24 protein-coding genes and 1 pseudogene are annotated in these 24042 nt (G+C 65.6%); 13 read left to right on the top strand and 12 right to left on the bottom strand.

The window, feature by feature from the left end; translation table 11 throughout:
- Nucleotides 1-63: 63 nt before the first annotated feature.
- From RT424_RS11485 to RT424_RS11475, 3 genes are all read right to left on the bottom strand, one after another.
- The gene (locus RT424_RS11485; protein WP_313437939.1) at nucleotides 64-849 is read right to left on the bottom strand and encodes a sulfotransferase family 2 domain-containing protein; all 786 of its coding nucleotides are present in this window, start codon (nucleotides 847-849) and stop codon (nucleotides 64-66) included.
- Nucleotides 850-958: 109 nt separating this feature from the next.
- Nucleotides 959-1291 carry a glycine zipper 2TM domain-containing protein gene (locus tag RT424_RS11480; RefSeq protein ID WP_313437936.1) on the bottom strand — a complete coding sequence of 111 codons (333 nt, stop codon included), beginning with the start codon at nucleotides 1289-1291 and terminating at the stop codon, nucleotides 959-961.
- Nucleotides 1292-1501: 210 nt separating this feature from the next.
- Nucleotides 1502-2980, bottom strand: a complete 1479-nt coding sequence (locus tag RT424_RS11475) for a globin-coupled sensor protein (RefSeq protein WP_313437934.1) — start codon at nucleotides 2978-2980, stop codon at nucleotides 1502-1504.
- Nucleotides 2981-3207: 227 nt separating this feature from the next.
- On the opposite strand from RT424_RS11475, the gene RT424_RS11470 reads away from it, so the two are divergent.
- On the top strand, nucleotides 3208-3966 hold the full coding sequence (locus RT424_RS11470) for a GGDEF domain-containing protein (protein ID WP_313437932.1): 759 nt from the start codon (nucleotides 3208-3210) through the stop codon (nucleotides 3964-3966).
- 91 nt (nucleotides 3967-4057) lie between these two features.
- On the opposite strand, the gene RT424_RS11465 is transcribed toward RT424_RS11470, so the two are convergent.
- A complete protein-coding gene (locus RT424_RS11465; protein WP_313437929.1) occupies nucleotides 4058-4453 on the bottom strand; it encodes a glycine zipper 2TM domain-containing protein in 396 nt (131 codons plus the stop codon).
- Between the two features lie 139 nt (nucleotides 4454-4592).
- Here RT424_RS11465 and RT424_RS11460 point away from each other — a divergent pair, with 139 nt between their 5' ends.
- Complete coding sequence (locus RT424_RS11460) at nucleotides 4593-5444, top strand: PhzF family phenazine biosynthesis protein (protein ID WP_313437926.1); 852 nt, start codon at nucleotides 4593-4595, stop codon at nucleotides 5442-5444.
- Nucleotides 5445-5492: 48 nt separating this feature from the next.
- On the opposite strand, the gene RT424_RS11455 is transcribed toward RT424_RS11460, so the two are convergent.
- The 6 genes from RT424_RS11455 to RT424_RS11430 all read right to left on the bottom strand — a co-directional run bounded on the left by RT424_RS11455 (nucleotide 5493) and on the right by RT424_RS11430 (nucleotide 12043).
- Nucleotides 5493-6659, bottom strand: coding sequence for a MaoC family dehydratase N-terminal domain-containing protein (locus RT424_RS11455; protein ID WP_313437924.1), 1167 nt, complete (start codon nucleotides 6657-6659; stop codon nucleotides 5493-5495).
- Between the two features lie 35 nt (nucleotides 6660-6694).
- On the bottom strand, nucleotides 6695-7210 hold the full coding sequence (locus tag RT424_RS11450; protein ID WP_313437921.1) for a nitroreductase/quinone reductase family protein: 516 nt from the start codon (nucleotides 7208-7210) through the stop codon (nucleotides 6695-6697).
- 134 nt (nucleotides 7211-7344) lie between these two features.
- Nucleotides 7345-9111, bottom strand: coding sequence for a GGDEF domain-containing response regulator (locus RT424_RS11445; RefSeq protein WP_313437918.1), 1767 nt, complete (start codon nucleotides 9109-9111; stop codon nucleotides 7345-7347).
- Between the two features lie 104 nt (nucleotides 9112-9215).
- On the bottom strand, nucleotides 9216-10673 hold the full coding sequence (locus RT424_RS11440) for a PAS domain S-box protein (protein WP_313437916.1): 1458 nt from the start codon (nucleotides 10671-10673) through the stop codon (nucleotides 9216-9218).
- Between the two features lie 210 nt (nucleotides 10674-10883).
- The gene (locus RT424_RS11435; protein ID WP_313437913.1) at nucleotides 10884-11387 is read right to left on the bottom strand and encodes an asparaginase domain-containing protein; all 504 of its coding nucleotides are present in this window, start codon (nucleotides 11385-11387) and stop codon (nucleotides 10884-10886) included.
- A gap of 50 nt (nucleotides 11388-11437) precedes the next feature.
- Entirely contained in the window at nucleotides 11438-12043 is a 606-nt protein-coding gene (locus RT424_RS11430) for a TetR/AcrR family transcriptional regulator (RefSeq protein WP_313437911.1), read from the bottom strand.
- A 78-nt stretch (nucleotides 12044-12121) separates the two neighbouring features.
- On the opposite strand from RT424_RS11430, the gene RT424_RS11425 reads away from it, so the two are divergent.
- The 3 genes from RT424_RS11425 to RT424_RS11415 are packed head-to-tail and all read left to right on the top strand — an operon-like array spanning nucleotide 12122 to nucleotide 16274.
- Complete coding sequence (locus tag RT424_RS11425) at nucleotides 12122-13573, top strand: efflux transporter outer membrane subunit (protein ID WP_313437908.1); 1452 nt, start codon at nucleotides 12122-12124, stop codon at nucleotides 13571-13573.
- Complete coding sequence (locus RT424_RS11420) at nucleotides 13573-14712, top strand: HlyD family efflux transporter periplasmic adaptor subunit (RefSeq protein WP_313437905.1); 1140 nt, start codon at nucleotides 13573-13575, stop codon at nucleotides 14710-14712. Before RT424_RS11425 ends, RT424_RS11420 begins: the two co-directional genes overlap by 1 nt.
- Nucleotides 14712-16274 carry a DHA2 family efflux MFS transporter permease subunit gene (locus tag RT424_RS11415; protein WP_313437903.1) on the top strand — a complete coding sequence of 521 codons (1563 nt, stop codon included), beginning with the start codon at nucleotides 14712-14714 and terminating at the stop codon, nucleotides 16272-16274. The genes RT424_RS11420 and RT424_RS11415 overlap by 1 nt, the downstream gene beginning before the upstream one ends.
- A gap of 85 nt (nucleotides 16275-16359) precedes the next feature.
- Here RT424_RS11415 and RT424_RS11410 read toward each other — a convergent pair whose 3' ends face one another.
- Nucleotides 16360-17394 (bottom strand): chemotaxis protein CheB, encoded by a 1035-nt coding sequence (locus tag RT424_RS11410; RefSeq protein WP_313437900.1) that lies wholly within the window; start codon nucleotides 17392-17394, stop codon nucleotides 16360-16362.
- Between the two features lie 173 nt (nucleotides 17395-17567).
- On the opposite strand from RT424_RS11410, the gene RT424_RS11405 reads away from it, so the two are divergent.
- Genes RT424_RS11405 through RT424_RS11370 form a run of 8 tightly spaced genes read left to right on the top strand, consistent with a single transcriptional unit; the run spans nucleotide 17568 to nucleotide 23711 of the window.
- On the top strand, nucleotides 17568-17867 hold the full coding sequence (locus RT424_RS11405; protein WP_313437897.1) for an STAS domain-containing protein: 300 nt from the start codon (nucleotides 17568-17570) through the stop codon (nucleotides 17865-17867).
- Nucleotides 17864-20044: a chemotaxis protein CheA gene (locus RT424_RS11400; protein ID WP_313437895.1), complete on the top strand. Its 2181-nt coding sequence runs from the start codon at nucleotides 17864-17866 to the stop codon at nucleotides 20042-20044. The genes RT424_RS11405 and RT424_RS11400 overlap by 4 nt, the downstream gene beginning before the upstream one ends.
- On the top strand, nucleotides 20041-20910 hold the full coding sequence (locus RT424_RS11395; RefSeq protein ID WP_313437892.1) for a protein-glutamate O-methyltransferase CheR: 870 nt from the start codon (nucleotides 20041-20043) through the stop codon (nucleotides 20908-20910). Before RT424_RS11400 ends, RT424_RS11395 begins: the two co-directional genes overlap by 4 nt.
- Entirely contained in the window at nucleotides 20907-21944 is a 1038-nt protein-coding gene (locus tag RT424_RS11390) for a chemotaxis response regulator protein-glutamate methylesterase (protein WP_313437889.1), read from the top strand. The genes RT424_RS11395 and RT424_RS11390 overlap by 4 nt, the downstream gene beginning before the upstream one ends.
- Nucleotides 21944-22504, top strand: coding sequence for a chemotaxis protein CheD (locus tag RT424_RS11385; protein WP_313437886.1), 561 nt, complete (start codon nucleotides 21944-21946; stop codon nucleotides 22502-22504). Before RT424_RS11390 ends, RT424_RS11385 begins: the two co-directional genes overlap by 1 nt.
- A 16-nt stretch (nucleotides 22505-22520) precedes the next feature.
- Nucleotides 22521-22892 carry a response regulator gene (locus RT424_RS11380; RefSeq protein WP_313437883.1) on the top strand — a complete coding sequence of 124 codons (372 nt, stop codon included), beginning with the start codon at nucleotides 22521-22523 and terminating at the stop codon, nucleotides 22890-22892.
- Between the two features lie 15 nt (nucleotides 22893-22907).
- Nucleotides 22908-23354, top strand: a complete 447-nt coding sequence (locus RT424_RS11375; protein WP_313437880.1) for a chemotaxis protein CheW — start codon at nucleotides 22908-22910, stop codon at nucleotides 23352-23354.
- 6 nt (nucleotides 23355-23360) lie between these two features.
- On the top strand, nucleotides 23361-23711 hold the full coding sequence (locus tag RT424_RS11370; protein WP_313437877.1) for a hypothetical protein: 351 nt from the start codon (nucleotides 23361-23363) through the stop codon (nucleotides 23709-23711).
- On the opposite strand, the pseudogene RT424_RS11365 reads toward RT424_RS11370, so the two are convergent.
- A pseudogene (locus RT424_RS11365) lies at nucleotides 23708-24042 on the bottom strand (MATE family efflux transporter); the annotation flags it as partial. The gene RT424_RS11370 and the pseudogene RT424_RS11365 overlap by 4 nt on opposite strands.

The following is a 24042-nucleotide window of genomic DNA, read 5'->3' as shown; positions in this document are numbered from 1 at the left end:
AACCTGTAGGAAAGGCCTGTCGGAATTTACATAGATTTAGCCCACTGCCTGGTTTTGCCCTCGTCACCGGGCCAGCGCGGGAAGCGGTCCTTCGGACAAGCCTGGACGGCCTGTCGCGGCAGGGATACCGCTGACCGCCTGGAGCCGTAGCGCGAAATCGGCCTCATAGAAGCGATGGAGAAAATCCAGCTCCCGGTGGGACGGCCGTTCGTCAGATCGGCTGCTGCGGTTGAAGGCGGGCAGGGTGCAGAGTTCGTCCCGTCCGAGACGCCTGCCGATCTCACCTATCCGTTCATAGGGAATGAGGTGGTCGACGGCGGCGCGGCCCTTGGCATCCAGCACGTACCAGCTCTGCGGGCGGAAGATGTGATCGACGTCGAATGGCGAACGGGCCCGCGCCAGATGATCGATGGCATCGGCGATCGTGCGGAAGCCGGCATAACCGTCCCGGAACGGCTGAGAGATCGTCCTATGGCAAGTACCGCCCGCGCGGGCATAGCGAAACGCGGAAAGGAACCGGTCGACGGGATCGCGGACGAGGGCGAAGCTTGGCAACCCCAGCAGATCCGGCGCGACCTTGGCGTAGTAGCGGGCCGAGCAATGCTTCATCTGCGCGCCATAGAGCCGGTCGCAGATAGAGGTGCCGGCATTCTTGGGAACGTGGATGAAAAGGAGGCGGCTTGCGCGGATCCTGTCGATCCGGCTGCGACGCTTGCCGTCCAGCCAAGGGCGCATTCCGCTGCGGCAGAGCCGCTCTGGAACGTCGCTGACCAGCTTCACGCCGAAGGCCGCTGCGACGATACGATTGACGCCGGTAGTACCGGTAGTCGCTTCCAATTCTGGTGCCATGGGCGCCGGCCTAGAGGCTTCGCGTCACCTGGCGATTTCGAAATATTTCAGTTGTGGCAGCCATGCGACGCGCCGTCCGGAGGGACGACGCGCCGTGGTTCCTCGTCGATCAGCGGCAGCGCGGACGCGAGTTGTTGCGATCGATCTCGCGGCCCAGCAGGGCACCGCCGGCGGCACCGAGGATGGTGCCGGTGGCGCGATCGCCGCGCGTATCGATGGCGCGGCCCGCCAGGGCGCCGGCGACACCGCCGATCAGCAGGCCGGTGGTGCCGTTAGCTTTCTTGCAGCGGTAGCGTCCGTCATTGCCACGCCAGTAGCGTACACCGTTGTCGGTGCGGTGATAGCGCCGACCGTGGTCGCGGGCTTCCGCCACTTCGGTGACGGCGAACGTGGCGGGAATGGTGAGGGCAGCCAAGGCGGCTGCTGCGATGGCTTTGCGCATCTGGAAATCCTTCTCGGTTGAATGTCTTGACGACCGGGGTTCCGATTTCCAGCGCGCGCCAGAACCTGCGATGAACAGTATTGCACGGAGCGTCATATGCGCCGAAGCGTGAGGACGAAGCGACGAATAGTCGGGTTGAAACGGGCAGCGTGGCAAACCAGAAATGTAGAGCAATTGATCTGATGCATTCAGATAGGAAACCGCTCCAGGTCAGAACCCGGCGGCCTTCCTGATTGCGACCGGCCGCAAGCCTTGGCGAAGGCGATCCTCGTCGGTTCTGCGAGGCTCGCTTCCGCGCTCGAAGCGGAACTTGCCCACCGTGGTCGCCATGGCGTGGGCCTGTTCGGTGAGGGCCCGCGCGGCAGCGTTGGATTCCTCCACCATTGCGGCGTTCTGCTGGGTATTGGTGTCGAGCTGCTGAATCTCCGTGCTCAGTTCGCGCATGGTCTGGGCCTGGGTCTGCGAGTAGCGCGAGATTTCGTCGGCCATTTGCGTGGTTTCGGCCAGGCGGGCGATGATCTCGTCCAAGGCAGATCGCGTCTGTGCCACCAAGTCCACGCCTTGATGCACGTCCTGCGTCGATTTGGTGATCAGGTTCTTGATATTGTTCGCCGACTCGGTGGTGCGATGGGCAAGTGCGCGGACTTCCGTGGCGACCACGGCAAAGCCCTTGCCCGCCTCTCCGGCACGCGCGGCCTCCACGCCGGCGTTGAGCGCCAGCAGGTTGGTCTGGAAAGCGATGGCTTCGATCACGTCGATGATCTGCGCGATCTCGGTGGAGGAGGTCTTGATCTTGTCCATGGCGACGACCGCCGTTTCCATCACCTCGCCGCCGCGCCGGGCGTGTCCCGCGACTTCGGAGACGCTGGAATCGACGTTGCGGGCACTCCCTGCGGTCGTCCCGATCGCGCCGGTGACCTCGCGCACACCTTCGGATATGCGCGCGATCGTAGCGGCCTGGCTTTCGGTGCGGAACGCAAGATCGTTGGCGGCGGCGCTGATTTCCTGGGCGCTGACTTTGACGCTGTCGGCGGAGTCGGTGATCTCCACTACCAGCGAGCCGACGTGGCGCCGCATGTTGTCAAAGTCCTCGCCCAGCTTGCGATAGGCTTCGGGCAAGTCGCCGAGCTGGGCCTGTAGGTTGCCGGACGCCATTTCCGACAGGGCCATGCTCATGGAATCGAGCACGCGATTGCGGGCTTCGGCCTCGGCGTTGAAATAGGCGCTGAGGGCGATCTGCATGTCATGGAGGGCGGCCTTGACCAGTGTGCCCACGGTCTTGCCCGCGTCCCGGCTGTTGAAGGGCGTGATGAAGCGCCGGGCCATCATTGCTTCGATCATGTCTTCCAGCACGGCGGCGTAGCTGGTGATGTAATAGTCCGGCGTCAGGCCTACGCGGGCATGGATGTGGCCGATCTTCTCGCTGCGCTTGGCGGCATCGGCGTCGAACCGGCCGGAGAACATCTTGATCCAGTGCTCGTACTGCGCATCCGAGGCGCGACGGCGGATTTCCGGATCGGGCAGGAGGCGGCTGAGTTCGGAGGATGCCTCGACACGGCGATAGAGGCTTTTGAGTGCAACCGGGGCATGCTTGCGGATGGCGGCCAGGATACGGGGGAAGGTGCGGTAGTTGGCCTCGTCGAGAGGTGCGATATTGCCGCGGCCCGTGGTCTGAGAAGTGGCGGTCATGCTGTCTTCTTCCCCTGTCGAAGTGGCCAAGGCGGTTTAACGGCGAGAGACTAAAAGGGCTTTCCGTGGGGGCTAAGGGGTATTCCTGGGGTGCGAGCGAAGACCCATCACTCTAACGGCGCGGCACGAACCGCACTTTCAGGCGCAAAGTTAACCGGGGCAGCAAACTGTTAACTATGACGGTCTATGGCGGTTCGAGGGGTTCAACGGGGTAAGGTATCGTTTGCATGAAAAGCCATGGCTTCCGCCATGTGGCTGCGGGAACCGGGTTGGCGGTGGCTGCCACTTCGCTGCTCCTGGCGGTGGCGGCACTGGTACCCGGCTTCGCGATGCCCGTGCAGTTGATCGTCGTGGGTATGATCGTGGCACTGGCGGTATCCGCACCCGTCTGCATCGTGCTTTCGCGCCAGCAGGCCCGCATTTCCGCCCTGCATGAGGAACTCGCCCAGGCGTTCAAGCGGCTGGAACGGTCGGCGCGGGTAGACGGCATGACCGGACTTACCCACCGCGACGTGTTCCTGGAGATGACGCGGGACGCCATGGCCGATCGTGACGGCTGGTTGATCGTGGCCGATGTCGATCACTTCAAGCAGATCAACGACGCGTTCGGGCACGGCGTGGGAGATCGCGTGCTGGTGGCGATCGGGGATGCCATCCAGTCCAACTTGCGCGCGGGCGACTTGTGCGGGCGGCTTGGAGGGGAGGAGTTCGGCCTCTTCCTCCATGCCCGCAACGGACGCGAGGCGCATGCCGCCGCCGAACGGCTGCGCCGGACCGTCGCGGAACTGGTCGTCACCACTTTCGCGGGAGGCAAAGTGGTGCCGACATTGAGCCTTGGCGTGGCGGCAACCCGAGGTCTCACGCTGGCGGAAGTCATGCGCGTGGCCGACGAAGCCCTTTATGATGCCAAGCGGCAAGGCAGGAACCGCACGGTATCCGCGCCCGAACCGGCAATGGACCAGCACTTGCGACTGGTTACGGCCTAATCCGCACAGGCAGCAAAAAGGCGCGCCGCCCCTCAGGATGACGCGCCTTTTTCGTGTTCAGACCGCGATGGTCGGATCGCAGATCGTCAGTTTACCGGCACTTCACGTCGCCCTTGTCGATCTGGCGTCCCAGCAGGCCGCCGGCCACGCCGCCGATGATCGTTCCCAGGGTCTTGTCGCCACGGCCGGCGATCTGATTGCCTGCCAATGCCCCGGCGCCCGCGCCGATGATCAGGCCCGTGGTGCCGTTGTCACGCTTGCAGTAGTAACGGCCGTCCTTGCCGCGCCAGGCGCGATCGTTGCGGGTCATGCGGCGCGGTTCGCGATAGCGGCCACGATTGTCGTAACGGTTGCGGTCGTCGCGGCGATTGTCATACCGGTCGTGGTGGCGGTTGCGATCGTCATTGCGCCAGGCCTGAGCTTCTGCGGGGGCTGCCATCGGCAGCACAAGCGCGGCCATGGTCAGGGCCAGGAGGGTCTTCTTCATCGAGATGTCCTTACTGAGAACGGAATTATGTGGCCTTATAACACTCTGGATGCACCCTTGCTCCAAAACCCCGAATGAACCACGGGAAAAACCCTGAGATTTTGTCCAAGGGCGCAAACGCGTGAAGGGAATGCTGAGTATGCAACTCGATCTGGTGGACGTGTTCGGGTCCGGTCCTCTCACCGGGAATCCGCTGGCGGTCGTGCATGGTGCGGACGATCTGGACGCCGATGCCATGTTGCGGATCACGCGCTGGCTGGGGTTCTCGGAAACGACGTTCCTATTGCCGCCGACCGATCCCGCGGCGGATTACCGCGTGCGAATCTTTTATCCGGCAGGCGAACTGCCCTTCGCGGGGCATCCCACCTTGGGGACTGCCCATGCCTGGCTGGCAGGCGGAGGGGTTCCCAAAACGGCAGGACGGATCGTGCAGGAATGCGGGATCGGACTCGTCGATGTACGGCAGGAGAGCGACATGCTGGCCTTCCGTGCACCGCCGCTGACGCGGTCGGGGTCGCTCGACGCCGTGGATCTTGCGGAGACGATCCGGCTTTGCGGCGTGGACGAGAAGGACGTCGTCGCCGGGGTCCATGCCGCCAACGGTCCGGGCTGGAAGTTGCTGCATCTCACCTCCGCCGAAGCGGTGCTGGCGGCCGAGCCGGTGGCCCGCGCGCCGTTGCACACCGATGTGGCCCTGCTCGGTCCTCGCGATGACGCGGGCGCTGGTGGGGCGCAATGGGAATTGCGCGCTTTCTTTGCCGATGCCACCGGCCGTGTCTGCGAGGATCCGGTGACCGGCAGTCTCAACGCGGCCGTGGCGCAGTACCTCTTCGCCAGCGGCCAGGCCCAGGAGTCCTATGTAGCCGCGCAGGGGCGAAAAACGGGTGCGGACGGATCAATCCACTGCCGAAGGGAAGCGGACGGCTCGATCTGGATCGCGGGCCGGGTGGCAACGGTTTCGGCGGGCGGCGCGCTTCCGGGCGGGTTCTGAGCAAGACCGCCCCGGCATATCTCCGGGACGGCCTGCTGTTCCCGTTGATCAGCCGGGTTTCTTCGGCAGTGCGATCTCGGCACTGCCGGTGCACATGGTCTTGCCGTTCTGGTTGGTCATCAGGTGCTTGACGTGCACGAGATGGCGGCCGTCCGCGTCCACCGACTTCTCGGTGACTTCGGCGGTCTGGATCGTCACGTCGCCGGTAAGGGCGGGGCCACGATAGTTGGCGATGGAATGGACGACCATGCCGTGCTCGCCCGCCCAACCGGAGAGGAAATCCGTCACCCATGAGCCCATCGACGCGCCATAGCCATAGCCGCGCGGCATCCCGATCTTGCGGGCATATTTGGGGAACAGGTGTCCGCGCGAAGGGCCGTAATAGGCGCCGTCGGTGAGCAGCGGGTTCACCAGCATCATCTCGGGATCGTTCTCGTAACCCGCCATCTCGCGCGTGAAGCCCAGCGCTTCGAGATCGTTCTTGCGCAAGTCCATCGTGCCCCAGGTGTTGACGATATAGGCGCGCCATTCGGTGGCGAAGCTGGCGAGGGAGTGCGGGCCGAATACGCGCTCGGGAAGCTGGTCGCCCACCGCGACGTCATCCCACCAGCGCTCCTTGTGGCCGAGGTCGTGCAGCATCTTTATCCATGCGAACTTGCGGTCTTCCAGGGCCGCGATCGCCTCGTCGGTCCATTCCGGTTCTTCGAAGTCCTCGGCTTTCACGGAATCGCCGCCGGCGTGCGCAAGATAGCGGATGGCGGTGGAGCGCTGCCGCGCGATCTCCTCGCCCTTCTGGTTCGAATAGTTGTTGTCGCCGCGCTGGAAGCAGGTGGGGCCGAAGCCGGTTTCCTTGATCTTGTAATCGAAGGGAATGCGCGTGTTGGTCACCACGTCGCCTGCTTCGATGCGCGGGCCGTAGAACCACCATTCGTCGCCCCCGAACAGCAGGTGAGAATTGGGAATGCAGCCGACGCAGGCCGGTGCCGCGCCGTGGCCGTCGTCGGTGGCGATGGCGAAGCTTTGCGGCGCCACCAGACGGCCCCAGCGGCTGGTCTCGAACGTGGCGGGATCGAAATGCAGCAGGTTGGCATAGTGCATGGCATGGACCCAGCGCCGGATGTCGTTGTTGGCGATGGGTTCGCGCATGGGTGAAAAGTCCATGGTCTTGCCAAGGTATTGGTCGATATCGGTGAAGTCGATCGTGGCGGTCGTCATTGCTTTGAAGTCCCGGAAATGCGGTCTGGAAAAGTTCAGGTCGTGCGGTGGCCGGTGGCGTCTTCGGCCTTGAACACAGGGATTTCCGTATCCGCTTTCATCAGGACCAGTGGCAGCAGGCGCTCCGTCGAGGCCTGGTAGGTGGCGTAGAACGGATGGCAGTCGATGAAGAAATCCCAGACTTTCCGGCGCTCTTCGCCTTCCGGCTCGCGCCAGGTTCCCCTGAAGGCCTGGGTGGCGATCTGGAATTCGACCTCCGGGCTGTCCACGAGGTTGAGATACCATTGCGGATGGGTATCGGCGCCGCCCTTCGAGCCGCAGATCACCACTTCGCCGCCGATGTCGGCATAACAGAGCGGGGTGATGAAGGTCTTGCCGCTCTTGCGGCCCACATATTTCACCAGGCAGTGGGTCGCGAACTTGCGGCCGCCGACCGGCGTGATGTCCATGATATGGCCCTGGGCGCCGCCGGACGCGAGGTACGTGTCGCGATGCTCGGTGACCCAGTCGCGCCGGACGGCGCTGATCGCCGCTGCCGTTTCGTCGCTCATGCCGCGTTCCCTCTCATTCGGCCTCTCCTGATCTGGCGGGAGGATCGCGAAAGGCGCGGGCAGGGTCCAGCAATGATGAAGGGTCGAGGGCAGGTATCACCGGGGCGTAGCGTGCGCCCCGGTGACGCGGGAGTTCAGGCGTTGACCTGCCGGATCATCGGCGCCTGGTTGCGCCAGGTGTCCATCCAGTCGAGCACGTCGTCGTAGGGCATGGGCTTGCAGATGCCGTAGCCTTGCCCCGCATTGCAGCCGAGCGAGACAAGCAGTTCCTGCGTTTCCGGCGTCTCCACCCCTTCCGCCACCAGCGGAATGCCCAGACTTTCGCAGAGCACCACCAGGCTGTTGACCAGCGACTGGTCGAAGCGGTTCTCGGTGAAGCGGGAGATGAACGAGCGGTCGATCTTGATCTCGCTGATAGCGAACTCGCGCAAGTAGCCGAACGAAGTGAAGCCGGCGCCGAAATCGTCGATCGACAGTGGAATGCGGTGCTCGTGCAGGCTCTCGATCACGCGTTTCGCCTGGGAGGGATTGGTGATCAGCGCGGTCTCTGTCAGTTCCAGCGTCACGCGTTCGGGGGCGATGCGGTGGCATTCGATCAGTTCCACCACGCTGTCCACGAACGTCGGGCGTTCGAGCATCCGGGCCGAGACGTTGATGGCGATCGAGGCGCCGTCCACCTTGTCCTGAATGCGCGCGAACTGGGCGAGCACGGTGTCCAGGCACTGGTTGGTGAATGTCTCCAGCAAGGGAGACTGCTCGACGGTGCGGATGAGCTGGTCTGCGGGGATATTGCCGCTGCGCGGGTGCCGCCAGCGCACCAGCGCCTCGAAGCCGAGCACGCGGCCGTCGCGCAAGTCCACCTTGGGCTGCCAGTGCCATTCGAGGGCATCGTGCGAGATCGCCTGGTCGATCTCTTCCAGCATGTCCTTGGGATCGAAGGCCGGGGCCGCGGGCAGGTTCTCGCGGCTGGCGACCAGTTTGTCGAGCCCGCGCTTGGCCGCATACATCGCGTCGTCGGCAGCGGAAAGCAGTCCGGTCGGCGCATAGCCGCGCTGCGGACACATGGCGATGCCGATCGATGCGCCTACATGGAGGATGCGGTTCTCGTGGACGATCGGCTGTTCGATCACCCGCGCCAGCTTGCCGGCAAGCCCCGTGGCGGTATCGTAATCGGGCACGTCCTGCAGCAGCAGGGCGAACTCGTCGCCGCCGAGGCGCGCCACGGTATCGACTTCGCGCAAGTGGCCCCGCAAGCGGCGGCCGATGGTGGTGAGCACCACGTCGCCGGCGGCGTGGCCGAAGTTGTCGTTGATCTCCTTGAAGCGGTCGAGGTCGATCATCATCACCGCGAAGGAGCCGCCGTTGCGGCGGGCGCGGGCGCAGGCCTGGCCGAGCCGGTCGAACAGCAGGGTGCGGTTGGGCAGGTCGGTCAGCGGATCGTGAAGGCTGCGGTGCGTCAGTTCCTCCTCGGTGCGGCGCAAATCCTGCCGATACTTGCGCCAGGCGATTCCTTCCTCGACCGAGGCGGCCACCCGCTCCGGAGAGAGCGCGCGCTTGGTGAGATATTCGGTCATGCCCGCCTTGATCGAATCCGCCGCGACCTGTTCGTCGACATTGCCGGTGACGGCCACGATCGGGCAGTCCTGGTCCACTTCGGCGCGGATCGTGGGAACCAGGTCGCGACCGTCGCCGTCGGACAGGCCGAAGTCGAGAAAGACGATGTCCAGCGCGGGCTCGGCGTGGCGGATGATCTGAAGCGCCTCGGCCTGCGAACTGGCCTCGATCACGTTGATCGGGCGCGGCCCGCGCTGGAGCATGCGGATCAGGCGCTCGCGATCGACATCGTCGTCATCTACCACGAGGGCCTGGATTTCCGTCTTGCCGTTGTGAATATATTCCATTCTCTGGGATTCCTCGGGTGTGAGTTGGGCGACCTTCGAGCGGGTTCGTCGGCTGGCTGGGTGTTTTCGTTCAGGGCGCCATGGCCGGCAGGTTCTGGCGAGCTTCAGTCATCCTCGTTTTCCTTGGGCACCATCCGCGGCCAGTGGATTTCGAACGAGGCGCCGCCGAGCGTTCCGGGGGAGCGGACCGTCACCATGCCGCCGTGGGCGTTGATCATGCGGCGGGTGAAGGCCAGGCCCACGCCGTCGCCGCTCGTGCCCGGCGAGGCGCGGTGGAACAGCTTGAAGATTCGTTCCTCGTTACCGGCGGTGACGCCCTTGCCGTCGTCGTCCACCGTGAAGACCGAGAACCGGCCTTCCTCGCGCATGGCGATGCGTATCCGCCCTGAAGCGCCGCCGTGGTGTTTTACCGCGTTGCCGATCAGGTTGCGCAGCGAGGTGGCCAGGGGCGCGCGCGGTGCGACGATGTCGCGGCCCTGAAGGTCGATCTCCACCTCGAAACCGTCCGGCACGAGTGCCAGGCCTAGCGCTTCCTCCACCAGTTCTGCGGGGGCGATCGTTTCGGTATGGCGCTCGCGCACGCCGGCGCGGGCATAGTCGAGCAGGTCGTCGATCATCTGCTCGGCGCGGTCGATGCGCAGCGATATCCGATCGAAATTGTGCTTCACGTCGTCCGGAAGTTCGATATCGCCCAGATCCTCGCGGATCCAGGTGACGAGATCGGCGATCCCCCGCAGCGGCGAACGCAGGTCGTGGCTGGCGACGTAAGTGAACTCCTCAAGCTGCGCGTTGGTCTGCTGGAGCGCGGTCTCGCCTTGCTTGCGCGAGGAAATGTCGCTGACGATGGCCATGAACAGGGGCTGGGCACCGTTCTCCAGCGTCGTCAGCGCGATCTCGACGGGAATTTCCTGTCCCGAGCGGTGCAGGCCGGTCAGATCGCGGCCTGTGCCCATGATGCGCGAGCTTGGCGCCTGGACATAGCCGGAGACGTGTTCGCTATGCGGCTCGCGATAGCGTGGGGGAAGCAGCACTTCGAGCGATTGCCCGACAAGTTCCTCCCGCGGGTAGCCGAACTCGCCGGCAAGGGCGGAATTGACCTGGACGATGTGCTGGCGGCCGTCGACCACCAGTGCGCCGAGCGGCAGGTTCTCGAAAATCTGGGTGAAGCGCTTTTCGGCTATGGTCTGGCGCGTCAGGCTCTGGAAGTAGAGGATTGCGCGCTTGTCGAAGTCGCCGGGGGAAGACGTCAGCGTCAGTTCCACCGTCTGCTGAATTCCTTCCAGCGCCTTGACCGAGACCACGCGCGTCCAGGAAGGCCGGGCATCCACCGGTGCGGCGAAGAACACCTCCAGCATTTTCCGGAGAATGTCGGCATCGTCCTGCGGCAACCATACGAATGCGAGAGAGAGGCGCAAGGCGGACGGGTCCGGCTCACCCAGCAGCGCCGCCACGGCATTGTTCGCCCAGGAGATAACGCCGGTCTCGTCGATGATCATGGCGCCGATCGGCGCATGAGTCAGCGCGACATGCACGTCCGCCTGGTTCTGAAGCGCTACCGTCACCACAATTCCCTTCGCAGCGTAAAAGCCGGCACCCCCGAGAACAGGGGAGCGACGTTACCGTGCGACCGGGAGGTCGTGCGCGTTCATCGGCGACGCGGCGATCGACCTTCCGCGTTCCGGTCTATGAGGCAGGCCGTTTGCGCCTGACGAAGGAGGCTTTCCGGTTTTGCCCTTAGTTATGGGTCAATGTGGTTTGGATGCGCGCATCGATTAAAGGCTGATGAATTTTCCTGCTGCGCGATCCTTGCGCACTTTCAGCCCGTTGAACACCGAACCGTTCATCGTGATCCACACGCCTTCGGGTGCGGACTGGCAGCAGGCGAAGGCCATGCCGAGGTTGAACGTGGCGTCGCTCTCGGCAAAACGGGCAGGGGCAAGGGCGCCGGTGAGCACCGTGGTCTTGCCGCGCAGGTCCGCCAGCACTTTGGCGGTTTCGGTCATCGTGTCGGTGCCGTGGGTGATGACCACATGCGTTTCCGGCGCGGCGGCGACGATGGCGCGGATGGCCGCGCGATCCTCGTCGGTCAGTTCCAGGCTGTCCTTGCGCATCAGTTCGACGACGCGTACGGGGTGGGCGACGCGCGCGACTTTCAGCAGCTTCTCGATCACGCTCTCGGCGATCTGGTATTCGCTGAGGGCGTCGAAATACTGCTTGTCGAACGTGCCGCCGGTGGTGACGACGAGAATGGGGGAAAGTGCGCTGGCCTGGTCCATGCGCGCCATTTCCTATCCCGACTGCGCTAGGTCAAGCCATTCCTTGCCATTCATGCCGCGCGCGGGCAGGTGCCGCGTGGCCAGTCTATCAGGCCGATCAGGTTGTCGACGAAAGCTTCCCGTTCTTTCAGGGAGGGGCGCCGGGGCTGCATGAGGATATCCGAGCGATAGCCGACCATGGCCGCCACCGTCACCTGCGTCAGCCGTTCGGCCTCTTCCTGGGTGAACCGGGTGGCATAGAATTCCGTCACGCAGCGCCGGAAGCGCCAGGGTCCGCGTTCGTAGAACATCTCGTTGATCTCTGGAAACCGCTCCCCCTCACTCACCACGAGGCGAAACAGCTGCACCGAGTTCTCACGCAGCAGGCAGTCGATAAAGCGCACACAAGCCCGTCGCAGCGCCGGGAACGAGAAGGTCTGCCCGGTCAAAACTTCGTTCACGTCCTGCGCGAACGTGTCGACCTTGTTGTCGACAACGGCGGCGAAAAGCTCTTCCTTCGAACTGAAGTGCGCCCAGAGCGTGGCCTTGGAGCCGCCGAGTTCGTCGGCGATGGAAGACATCGTGGTGGCGGCATAGCCGCGCTCGAAGAAGGAACGCGTGGCCACGTCCACGATAGCGGCTCTCTTGCGCGCCTTGTTGAGTTCTCTCTTGCCCATGTTTTCTGTCATAGTGGTACTAGCTGGTACACTTTTCCGTTGACAGGCGCAAGCCGGAGTCCGATTAAAACTGTACCGATGAGTACGATCACTATCACCCGAGTCGCGGCAGCCTCCATGCTGGCCGTAGGCCTTTCGCTGTCCGCCTGCGCAGTGCCCGACCTTGGGCCGAAGCCGCAGATGCGGGCCCCCGCAACCCTGGACAGCAGCCAGTCGCTGATGGCCACCAGCGATGCCGCATGGCCGCAGCAGCAGTGGTGGACCGCCTACGGCGATGCCCAGCTCGATGCGTTGGTGGCGGAGGCGCTGGCCAATTCGCCCGACGTTGCCGAGGCGCAGGCCCGTATCCTGCAGGCGCGCGGCGCGGCGCTCGTGGCCGGAGCGGCGACCTTGCCGACCATCAACGGACAGGGATCCGCCGGCGGAGCGAAGCAGAGTTACAACAACGGCATTCCGGCTGCATTCGTGCCCAAGGGCTGGAAGAGCAGGGGCGATCTCGCGCTGTCTGGCGATTTCGACCTCGACCTCTGGGGCAAGAACCGCAAGATGCTCGCCGCCGCGACGTCCGAGCAGTACGCCGCCGAAGCCGATGCCCGCCAGGCAGAGCTGATGATCTCCTCGAACGTCGTTTCCTCCTACTTCGATCTCGCCCGCCTGGTGGCGCGCGGAGAGGCGCTGAAGGAAGCGTTGAAGGCGCGCGAGGCGATGGTCACGCTCAGCGACCAGCGCAACCAGCAGGGGCTCGATAGCGAGTTGCCCTTGCGACAGTCGGAATCGCTCGCCGCCTCGGCACGCGCGGCGCTTTCCGCCAACGACGAGCAGATCCTGCTGCGCCGCCATGCGATTGCGGCGTTGCTCGGCGCCGGCCCCGATCGCGGCCTGGCCATCACGCCTACCTCGATCGACGGGCTGCCGGTGACGGCGGTTCCCGGCGATGCCGGGATCGGCCTTGTCGGTCGCCGTCCGGACATCGTTGCCGCGCGCCTGCGCGCCGAAGCTGCCGGCAAGCGCATCGATGCCGCCAAGGCCGCCTTCCTGCCCGATATCTCGATCAGCGGGCTGTTCGGGCTCCAGTCGCTCGGGCTTTCGAACTTGTTCAAGAGCGGCTCCACATATGGAAACGCGGGCGGCGCTATCAGCCTGCCGATCTTCCAGGGGGGTCGCCTCAAGGGCGAATATACCCGCGTGCGCGGGGCCTACGACCTGGCCGTCGCGGATTACAACGGCACCGTGATCGGCGCGCTTCAGGACGTGGCCGATACGCTGGCCACCCGCAATGCCGCGGCCGAGCAGGAACAGGCCACCGCCGATGCGCAGGCCAAGTCGGCCCGCGCCTATGACATCGCCATGAAGCGCTACAAGGGCGGCCTCGGCAACTATCTCGACGCGCTGAGCGCCGAGACGACCGCGCTCGATGCGCGGCAGGCGGCCGTCGATGCCCATTTCCGTACCCTCGCCAGCGAAGTCGCGCTCAAGCGCGCGCTGGGCGGCGGCTACGAAGACAATTCCAGCAAGAAGGCTCCCGAGTGATGAGTGACCAGGACAACAACGCGCAAGGCTCCGGGAGCGTGCTGGGCAAGAACAAGCGCAAGCCGCTGCTGATCGGCCTCGCCGTCGGCGTGGCGGCAGTGGGCCTGCTCTATTTCGCTTACGATACCTTCATCGGCAGCCGCTCGGTCTCTACCGACAACGCCTATGTCGGTGGCGACAATGCGCAAGTGACGCCGCTGACTTCGGGGCGCGTGGTGGAAGTGCTCGTCACCGACACCCAGCCCGTTCGCAAGGGCCAGCTGCTGTTCCGGATCGAGGACAAGGACCAGCGCATCGCGCTCGCCCAGGCCGAGGCCGAACTTGCCGCCGCGCAGCGCCGCTATGGCCAGTCGCTGGCGCAAAACCGGGCGCTCGGTGCCTCGGCGGATGCGAGCGACGCGCAGATCAACTCGGCCAAGGCCAGCGTCGCTTCGGCCGAGGCGACCCTGACCAAGGCCAAGACCGACTTCGCCCGCCGCCAGGCACTGGTCGGCAGCGGCGCCGTATCCGGCGATGAACTGACGACCGCGCGCCAGCAGCTTGCCTCGGCACAGGCTTCGGCCAGCGAGGCGCGCGCCATGCTCGCCCAGATGCAGGCCGCCGCCGTCAGTGCCCGCCGCCAGGAAGACGCCGCCGTGGCCCTCACCAAGGGCACCAGCGACACCACCGCGCCGGAAATCCGCGCAGCTCAGGCCAAGCTGGATCAGGCGAAGCTCGACCTCGAACGCACCATCGTCCGCGCGCCGATCGACGGCGTGATCGCCAGGCGCGCCATTCAGGTCGGCCAGAAGGTCCAGACCGGCGGCGTGGCGATGACGGTGGTTCCGGTCGGCCATCTCTATGTCGATGCCAACTTCAAGGAAACGCAGCTCGGCAAAGTCCGCCCCGGCCAGAACGCCACGCTGAAGTCCGACTTCTACGGCGGCGACGTGGTCTATCATGGCAAGGTGATCGGCTTCGCAGGCGGCACCGGCTCGGCCTTCTCGCTGATCCCGGCGCAGAACGCGACGGGCAACTGGATCAAGGTGGTCCAGCGCCTGCCGGTCCGTATCGAGCTTGATCCCAAGGAGCTTCAGGCCCATCCGCTGCGCATCGGCCTGTCGATGGACGCAGAGATCGAACTGACGGACGCCGACTGATGGCCGGCGCACCTGCGGCGCCGGCGGCCGAGGCTGCCGGAGCAGGCGACGTCACGTTCACGGGAGCGAAGTTGCTCATCGCCGGCTTTCTGCTGGCGATGGCCAACTTCGTCGTCGTGCTTGACCTCACCATCGCCAACGTCTCGATCCCGCATATTTCCGGCGGCCTCGGCGTCTCGGTAACGAACGGCACCTGGGCCATCACCTCCTACGCCGTGGCGGAGGCGATCTGCGTGCCGCTCACGGGCTGGCTCGCCGGCCGTTTCGGCAGCCTTCGCGTGTTCCTGTTCTCGCTGGTGGGCTTCGGCCTGTTCTCGGCGCTCTGCGGCATCGCGCATACTTTCCCGCTGCTGGTGGTGTTCCGGCTGGGGCAGGGCTTCTGCGGCGGCCCGCTGATGCCGCTGACGCAGACGCTGCTGCTGCGCATCTTCCCCAAGCACATGCACCCGCGCGCCATGGCGATGTGGGCCATGACCGTCGTCACCGCGCCGATCGCCGGGCCTATTGTGGGCGGCTACATCTCCGACAACTGGTCGTGGGAATGGATCTTCTTCATCAACGTGCCGATCGTGATCGTGGTCTTTTTCGGCCTGTTCACCATGCTGCGCAGTGTGGAGACGCCTACCCGCAAGTTGCCGATCGACGTGGTGGGCCTGGGGCTGCTGATCGCATGGGTCGCGTCCTTCCAGATGATGCTCGACCTTGGCCGCGAGCACGACTGGTTCGGATCGCCCTTCATCGTCGCGCTGGCGGTGATCGCGGTGATCTTCTTCATCGCCTTCATCATCTGGGAACTGACCGAGGAACACCCGGTGGTGGACCTGAAGGTCTTCCGGCATCGCGGGTTCTCAGCGGCGACCTTCTCGTTGACGATCGCCTTCGGTACCTACTTCGCATCCGTGGTCATCATCCCCCAGTGGCTCCAGACCTCGATGGGCTATACCGCCACCCAGGCGGGAGAGGCCATGGCCTTCTCCGGCGTTCTGGCGGTGGTGGCATCGCCTTTCGTGCCTAAGCTGATGCAGCGCTTCGATCCGCGCCTGCTGGTGTTCATCGGCATTTCCTGGATCGGCATCTGCGCGATCTTCCGCACCAGCTGGTCCACCGACGTGACGTTCTGGACGATCTCCTGGCCGCAACTCGTGCAGGGCATCGGCGTCTCGCTGTTCATGGTGCCGCTCACCACGATCAGCCTCGCCTCGGTCCGCCCCGACGAGACGGCGGGCGCGGCAGGCATCGCCAACTTCGGCCGAACACTGGCGAGCGCCGTGGCCACGGCCCTGGTGACGACCACCTGGGACGACATGTCCCGCGCCAACGGGGCTGAGATGGCCGCGTCGATGAACGGCGCGCAGCGGACCATGGAGCAGCTTCAAGGCGCGGGTTTCTCGGTGGAGCAGGCGCGCCAGACACTGGCCAATCTCGTGGCGGGGCAAGGCACGGCGCTCGGCACCGTTCATGTTTTCGCACTTTGTGCCGTGCTGCTGTTCATCGCGGCCTGCACCATCTGGATCGCCCCGCGTCCCCCGCGCGGTGCGAAGCCGGCTTCGGGCGGACACTGATCCCCAGGTACGCCTGACGTCCTTAACCGAAGCCTGGCGAGCCGCCGACGCTATCCCCTCCTCCAGCGTCGGCGGCTTTCCTGCATCATCCTTGCGCGCAGTTCGCCAGCACGTCCGCGGCAAGATCCTCCAGCCTGAGTTCGGCATCCACCGCGCCCGCTTCCACGGCGGCGGCCGGGGCCTGCGGCACGGTCGCACTCGCGCGGTCCTGCGCCAGAGTGCGGCATCCGGCGGCCTGTAGTAGCCGAAGCCCCTTGGCGCCGTCCTCGCCCATGCCGGTCAGCACCGCGCCGATGGCGGGCATGGCGCCGCGCCCGATCGAGCCGAACAGCAGGGTGGCCGAAGGGCGGAACCCCTCGATCGGATCGCGGTCGACCAGGCGGATGCGCGGCGGCGTTCCGGGCTCGACGATGACATGCCGCGCCGGGTCGAAGGCGATGTGGACGACGCCCGCAACCAGCTCCGCGCCATCGGCGGCTGCCTTGACGGCACAGGCGCTGTCCCTGTCGGCACGGGCGATGAACATCTCGGCCAGCGCCGGCTCGGTCTGGAGCACGATCACCGTTGGCGGGCAGGCCTTGGGATAGTGCGACAGCACGGCGGTCAATGCATCGACGCCGCCCATCGACGTGCTGAAAGCAGCGATCTTTCCACTGGCACGATAGCCGCCTTGTTCCTCGGCAGGCTTGGCGCCGCGATGCCGGGGCCGGTCGCGGACATTGGAATTGGCGGCGGCGATGACGATCTTGCCTAGTTTGCCCACCGTCTTGGCGAACTGTTCGGGCGTGGCCTTGAGCGGCTTGGGAAAGCACTCCACCGCGCCGAGTTCGAAGGCTTTCAATGAGGTTACGGTACCGCTCTGGGTCAGCGCCGAGAGCATGACGACCGGCATCGGATTGGTGGTCATGATCTCTTCCAGGAACTCGATTCCGCTCATGCCCGGCATCTCGACATCGAGCGTGACGACATTGGGCATGAGCTGCGCGATCTGTTCCCGCGCCTCCGCCGCGCTGGCGGCGGTGCCGACCACGCGCACGTTCTTCGACTGCTCCAGCACATCGCAGAACAGGGCGCGCATGGCGGCGGAATCATCGACGACCAGAACGCGTGCATCGTGCATGGAAAAACCTTCCCGTTCGAGAAAATCGGCTGGCGGAGATGCGCGATAACCTGGGGAACGGAACGAAAGTCCTTCCGCGTTCTAAGGGACTTTTCGGAGCGGCGGGCAAACCCGGCGTTGGCAACGACGCGGATAGGAGGGCGCTTCACGTTTCCCGGACCGGGGTTGCCGTCATGACCACACTCGTTCTTCCTGCCCGCTGCGACCGCGCCGCCGCCGAGGCGCTTTGGCCGGAGATGGTTGCGGCCATCGGCGGCAACGACATGACGATCGACGGCACGGCGGTGGAGCAGATGGGCCAGGCGGTCCTGCAACTGCTGGTCTCGGTGCGGCGCAGCGCGGGCGCCACGATCGTACCTTCACCCGTCCTGCGCGACGTTGCGGCGCTGACGGGGCTTTGCACGGAGCTTTTCGGGGAGAGCACCGGGACGGAGTTACGGCAGGAGGTTGCGCCTGAGGATTCCGTGCTGTGAGCCCGGAGGAAATCCAGCAGATCTTCTTCGCGGAGTGCGAGGAATCGCTTGCGGCCGCCGAAGCCGGGCTGGCGGCCTGCAAGGCAGGGACGCAGGATGCCGACACCGTCAATGCGGTGTTTCGCGGGGTACACTCGATAAAGGGCGGGGCCGGCGCTTTCGGTTATATCGCGCTCCAGGCCTATACCCATGTCTTCGAGACTCTGCTTTCCGATGTGCGCGAAGGGCTGGTGCCGATCGAGCGGGAGCTTGTGGACCTGCTGCTGCGCGCGCTCGATACGCTGGCCGACCATGTGGAGGCCGCGCGCGAGGAAGGCGAGCCACCGGTCGACACGGCGCTGATTTCGGAAATGAACGCCGCGATGGCGGCCTCGGGGGCGGATTCGTCCCAGTCGGCAGCGAGTGGGCTGGAGCCCGCAACGAAGGGGGCGCCTGAACCGGTTCCGGAGACTGACCTCGCCGACGATTTCGGGCTCGATCTCGATGCGCTGCTTGACGACCTTACCGCCAGCTTCGCCGTGGGCCCGGCTGCGAAGCCCTCCTGGCAGGTACATGTCCGGCCGCACGCAGGCGCGATGCGCAACGGCAGCGAGCCGCTGCTGATGCTGCGCGATCTGGCGGCGCTGGGGGGCGAGTGTCTGCACTGCGACGTTTCCGAGGTGCCGCCGCTGGATCACTTCGATCTGGAGCAGGGCTATCTCGGTTGGACTTACGCCATGCCCGGCGATCTGGCCGAAGAGGTAGTGCGGGAAATATTCGACTTCATCGGCGAGGATTGCGCGCTGACCATCGGCGAGGATGCAGCGATGCCTCCGGTGCAATCCGCGCCTGTTCGCGTGCTTCCGGACAGCGGCGCTATCCTGCCGTTCGCTCACCTGGAACCCGCTGTTGCGGCCCCTCAAGCGAGCACTTTGACCGCAACGACCGGCCCGACGACTAGTCCTGGCACCAGCTCCGGCACCGGGCAGTCCATCCGCATCGATCTGTTTAAGCTCGACCGGCTGATCGATCTCGTTGGCGAATTGGTGATCGCGCAGGCCATGCTGGTGCAGCGGCTCCAGGGGGCAGGAGTGACGGCAAGCGAGGAGCTGTCTTTGCTCGAAGGTCTGACGCGCGACATGCAGGAAAGCGCCATGTCGATCCGCGCGCAGCCGATCGCCTCGGTGTTCAGCCGCGTGCCCCGCATCTTGCGCGATCTTGCCGCCAGCACCGGCAAGCACGTCCGGCTGGACGTGCTGGGCGAGACCACCGAACTGGACAAGACCGTGATCGAGCGGCTCGGCGAACCGCTAACCCATCTCATCCGCAACGCCGTGGATCATGGCATCGAAGCCGCCGAGGCCCGGATCGCGGCCGGCAAGCCCCCGGAGGGCACGCTGACGCTGGCGGCGGAGCATCGCTCCGGCCGCATTCTCATTTCCATCGCCGACGATGGCGCGGGCATCGACCGCGAACGCGTGCTCGCCAAGGCCATCGACAAGGGTATCGTCGGCAGTGATGCCCAGCTGACGGCCGAGGAGATCGACCATCTGATCTTCGCCCCCGGCTTCTCCACCGCCGAGGTCGTCTCGAACATCTCGGGGCGCGGCGTCGGCATGGACGTGGTGCGCCAGAACGTGAAGGATCTCGGCGGCCGCATCACCATCGAGAGCGTGCCGGGCCGGGGGACGAAGTTCATCCTCACCCTGCCGCTCACCCTGGCGATATCCGATGGCATGATCGTCAATGTCGGCGACCAGACGCTGGTCGTGCCGCTCTCCCACGTGGTCGAGAGTCTGCGCCCCGGCGAGAACGAAGTGCAGGGGATCGGCAGCCGCCGCCAGGTGCTCAACGTGCGCGGGCGCTTCATTCCCGTCATTCCCTTGCGAGAAGCGCTGAACGCCAGTGGCGGGGGCAGTGCAGAGGCGAATGGCGGGGCGGCGGGGAAGGGCGTGCTGGTGGTCGTCGAAACCGAAAGTGCCGGACAGGCGGCGCTGCTGGTGGACGATATCCAGGACCAGCGACAGTTCGTGATCAAGAGCCTTGCCACCAACTTCCGTTCCGTGGAAGGGGTCGCGGGGGCGACGATCCTAGGCGACGGGCGGGTGGCCCTGATCCTCGACGTGGACGGACTGGTGGCCTTCACTCTCTCTTCGCCGGAGGGGCAACCGGCAAGCCCGGAACAGGCTGCGGCATGATGGCCACGGACATCGTGACCGAACTCGTGCCCGGCGTCAGCCCGGACATCTACGGTGCCGCCGATTTCTCGGAAGTTTCGCGGATCGTTCACGATGCGGTGGGCATCGTCCTGCCGCAGGGCAAGGCCATGCTGGTCTATTCCCGTCTCGCGCCGCTGGTGCGCGCGACCGGCCTGGTGACTTTCGGCCGCTATATCGAGGCGATGCGCGCCGATCCCGAGGAAATGGGCCGCGCGGTCGCCGCCCTGACGACCAACCACACATTCTTCTACCGCGAGGCGCATCATTTCGAACACTTGCGCGACCATGTCAGGCCCGCGCTGATCGAGAAGCTGCGCCGTCGTAACGCCGTGCGCATCTGGTCCGCGGGGTGCTCCAGCGGCGAGGAGACCTGGTCGATCGTCATGACGCTGCTCGGCACGGACCGCGCGGCAGGCGTAGACCTGACGCATCGCGACTTGCGCGTCCTCGCCAGCGACATCGCGCCGCATGCGCTGCACAAGGCGATGGGCGGCGTCTATGCCGCTGGAGACCTGAAGCCGGTGCCATCGGAACTGCGCCTGCTCTGGACGGCCGAGGAGCACGGGAAGGTCGCGCTGGCGGAGCCGCCGCGTTCCATCGTGCGCTTCCGCACGCTCAACCTGCTGGGCGACTGGCCGATCCGGGGCCGTTTCGATGCGATCTTCTGCCGCAACGTGATGATCTACTTCGACGCTCCGACCAACGAAAGGCTGGTCCATCGCTTTGCCGAGGCACTCGTGCCGGGCGGCCACCTCTACATCGGCCATTCCGAGCGCGTGACCGGCCCGGCCTCGGACCTGCTAGAACTGGTGGGTCCGACGATCTATCGCCGGAGAGGGGCATGACCATCCGCGTCCTCATCATCGACGATTCCCCGACGATGCGCGCGATCCTGCTGGCGCGCCTGCGTGAGCAGCACGATATCGAAGTCGTGGGCACGGCCTCCAATGCCGTAGAGGGGCGCGAGATGATCAAGCGCCTCGATCCCGATGTGGTCACGCTCGACATCGAGATGCCGGGCATGAACGGGCTCGATTTCCTCGAAAAGATCATGACTCTGCGGCCCACCCCGGTGATCGTCGTTTCCGGCATGACGCGCGACGGAAGCGAGGCGACCGCCCGCGCGCTGGGGCTGGGGGCGGTGGATTGCTATGCCAAGTACGATCCCGCAGGAAGGCTTGCCCTGCAAGACGGTGGCGAACTGGCGGCCATGGTCCGCACGGCCGCGCAAGTGCGGTTCCATCGCCCAGTCTCGCACGCAGTCTCGCGTGCGGTTGCCGATGAAAGCCGTCGCTCGATCCGGCGCGACACGCGCTTGATCGCGATCGGATCGTCCACCGGAGGGGTGGAGGCGTTGCAGGTTCTCCTGCGCGACTTCGCTGCGGATTGCCCGCCGACCCTGATCGTCCAGCACGTCAATCCGCGCTTCGCGCCCGCCATTGCCGTCACGCTCGACCAGGCCTGCCCGGCGCGGGTGCAGATCGCGGGGCAGGACATGCCGCTTCGCGCGGGCAATGTCTACCTGGCCGCCGAGGCGGAATGTCACCTGACGGTCCGTGCGGGACCGGGTGGCGGGCTCCACGCCAGGCTGCGGCGGGGCGAGCCGGTTTCCGGGCATATCCCCAGCGTGGATGCACTGTTCGCTTCGGCGGCGGCGGAGCTGGGGGGCGGAGCCGTGGGCATCCTCCTCACCGGCATGGGGCAGGACGGCGCGCGCGGTCTCCTGGCCATGAGCCGGGCAGGCGCGCATACCATCGCGCAGGACGAGGATAGCTGCACGGTTTTCGGCATGCCGCGCGCGGCGATCTCGCTGGGGGCCGCGCGCGTGGTGGCGCCGCTCGACCGCATCGCCCGCCATGCCTTGCACCAGGCGGCCTGATGCTCGAACCTCTTCCCGAGACCGAGCGGCGCAACCATGCAACCGTGCTCCAGGGCCAGTTCCGGGTGAGCGCATCGCCGGTGGACGAGTTTGGAACCGTGCTGGGAAGCTGTGTCGCCACCTGCCTGCACGATCCCGTCGCGAGCCTGGGCGGCATGAACCATTTCCTCCTCCCCAAGCCGCTTTCCGAAACCGAACGGGGCGAGGTGGACGTGCATTACGGCGTCTATCTGATGGAGATGCTGATCAATGCCATGCTGGCGCAAGGCGGCCGCAAGCAGCACATGCGCGCGCATCTTTACGGCGGCGCCAATCTCCATCGCGGCATGGAACGGATCGGGAGCGCCAATGCCCGCTTCGCCCGCGAATTCCTGCAACGCGAGGGCATCGCACTGGCGCGCGAGGATCTTGGGGGCAGCGCCGCGCGCCGTCTGGATTTCCGTCCCGCGTCCGGGCTGGTGCGCTGTCGCCGGCTGGACGTGCTCGAACCGGATGCCGCCGTCTCCCTCCGCCCCGTTCTCCCTTGGGCCGAGCCGCGCGGCGAAGTCGAACTGTTCTGAGAAGCGAGGCCTGCCGATGTCCCGAACCACCCGCATCCTTACCGTAGATGATAGCGCCTCGATGCGGGCGCTGCTCAACCATGCGCTGTCCGCGAACGGGTTCGACGTGGCCCAGGCCGACGACGGGCTTTCCGCGCTGGAATGGCTCGCGGTGAACGAGGTGGACGTGGTCATCACCGACATCAACATGCCCCGGCTCGACGGTTTCGGGCTGATCGAGAAAGTGCGCGGCGGCACGCGTCACCGGGACCGGCCGATCCTGGTGCTCACCACTGAGAGTTCGGACGAGAAGAAGGCGCGTGCGCGTGCCGCAGGCGCGACGGGATGGATCGTCAAGCCTTTCGACACCGATAAACTGGTCGCGGCCGTGCGCCGCGTCGCCCACTGAAGGCGGAAAACCGCGATGCACCGTGAACTCATCACTTTCGAACTGGCCGGGCAGATCTTCGCGCTCGACATCATGGCGATCCGCGAAATCCGCGCCTGGACACCCGTGACGCCGATGCCGCGCGTGCCGCATTATGTGGCGGGCGTGGTGAACCTGCGGGGCACCGTGCTGCCGGTGATCGATCTTGCCGCGCGGCTCGGCTGGCCGCCGACCCAGGCGACGGCGCGCCATGCGATCATCGTCTGCCAGGTCGGCGGCCAGGCGCAGGGACTGATCGTGGACTCGGTGTCGGATATCGTCGCGCTTCAGTCGGAAACCCTCCAGCCCCCGCCGGGCGTCGGGCAGGACGAAGTGACGCCGTTCCTCGAAGGCCTTGTCGCGATCGACGATCGCATGGTCATGGTTCTCGATATTCCCGCGCTCAGCGCCTCGGTGGCTCCCGCCGAGGCTACGGCGGTCTGACGGCACATGGCCGGGCAGCCGGAATTCGAACCGCGCTTCGTCGCCATGGCCGAAGTTCTGGGCGAACTCGGGGCCGAGATCGAGGCGCTAGGCGAAGTGTTCTGCCGTGACGAGGGCTTCGTGGCCCGGCACATGCGCGAGCTTCAGGCCATAGACCTGATCGCGCAGAAACAGCGGGCGCTCGCGGCGATCCTTGCGGCCGGGTTCAGCGAGGCCGAAATGCGGCGCATAAACCTCGAAGCGCTGCACGAACGGTTCTGCGGGTTCATCGATGGCACTACCGAAACGTGCTGCGAAGTGCCGATCGACGCTGCGGGACGGGGCGATCCGCTCGATTTATGGGAAGCTGAATCCTAGCGCGGACCGAAACTGCGGCGCATCAGACGCGGCAGCACAGCCGCCTGGCCGATCGCGCGCATCACGAAGAATAGCGTAAAGGCCGCCCAGAGCCCGTGATTGCCCCATGGGTGCATCAACCAGAGCAGCAGGGCGTAGATCCCCATGGCAGCCAGCATCGTGCCCATCATCGCCCGCGTCCATCCGGCGCCCACGAAGACGCCATCGAGCACGTAGGCGCAAACGCCGAGTAGCGGCAGCCCGACAAGCCAGGGCGCGTAGATGGCGGTTTCGGCGATGACGTGCGGGTCGGTGCTGAAGGCCCCGGCCAGCGCCTTGCCTCTAAGTCCAT

The sequence above is a fragment of the Novosphingobium sp. genome, assembly GCF_032093395.1.
Lineage (GTDB): Bacteria > Pseudomonadota > Alphaproteobacteria > Sphingomonadales > Sphingomonadaceae > Novosphingobium.
This window is presented reverse-complemented; position numbering and strand designations above follow the sequence as displayed.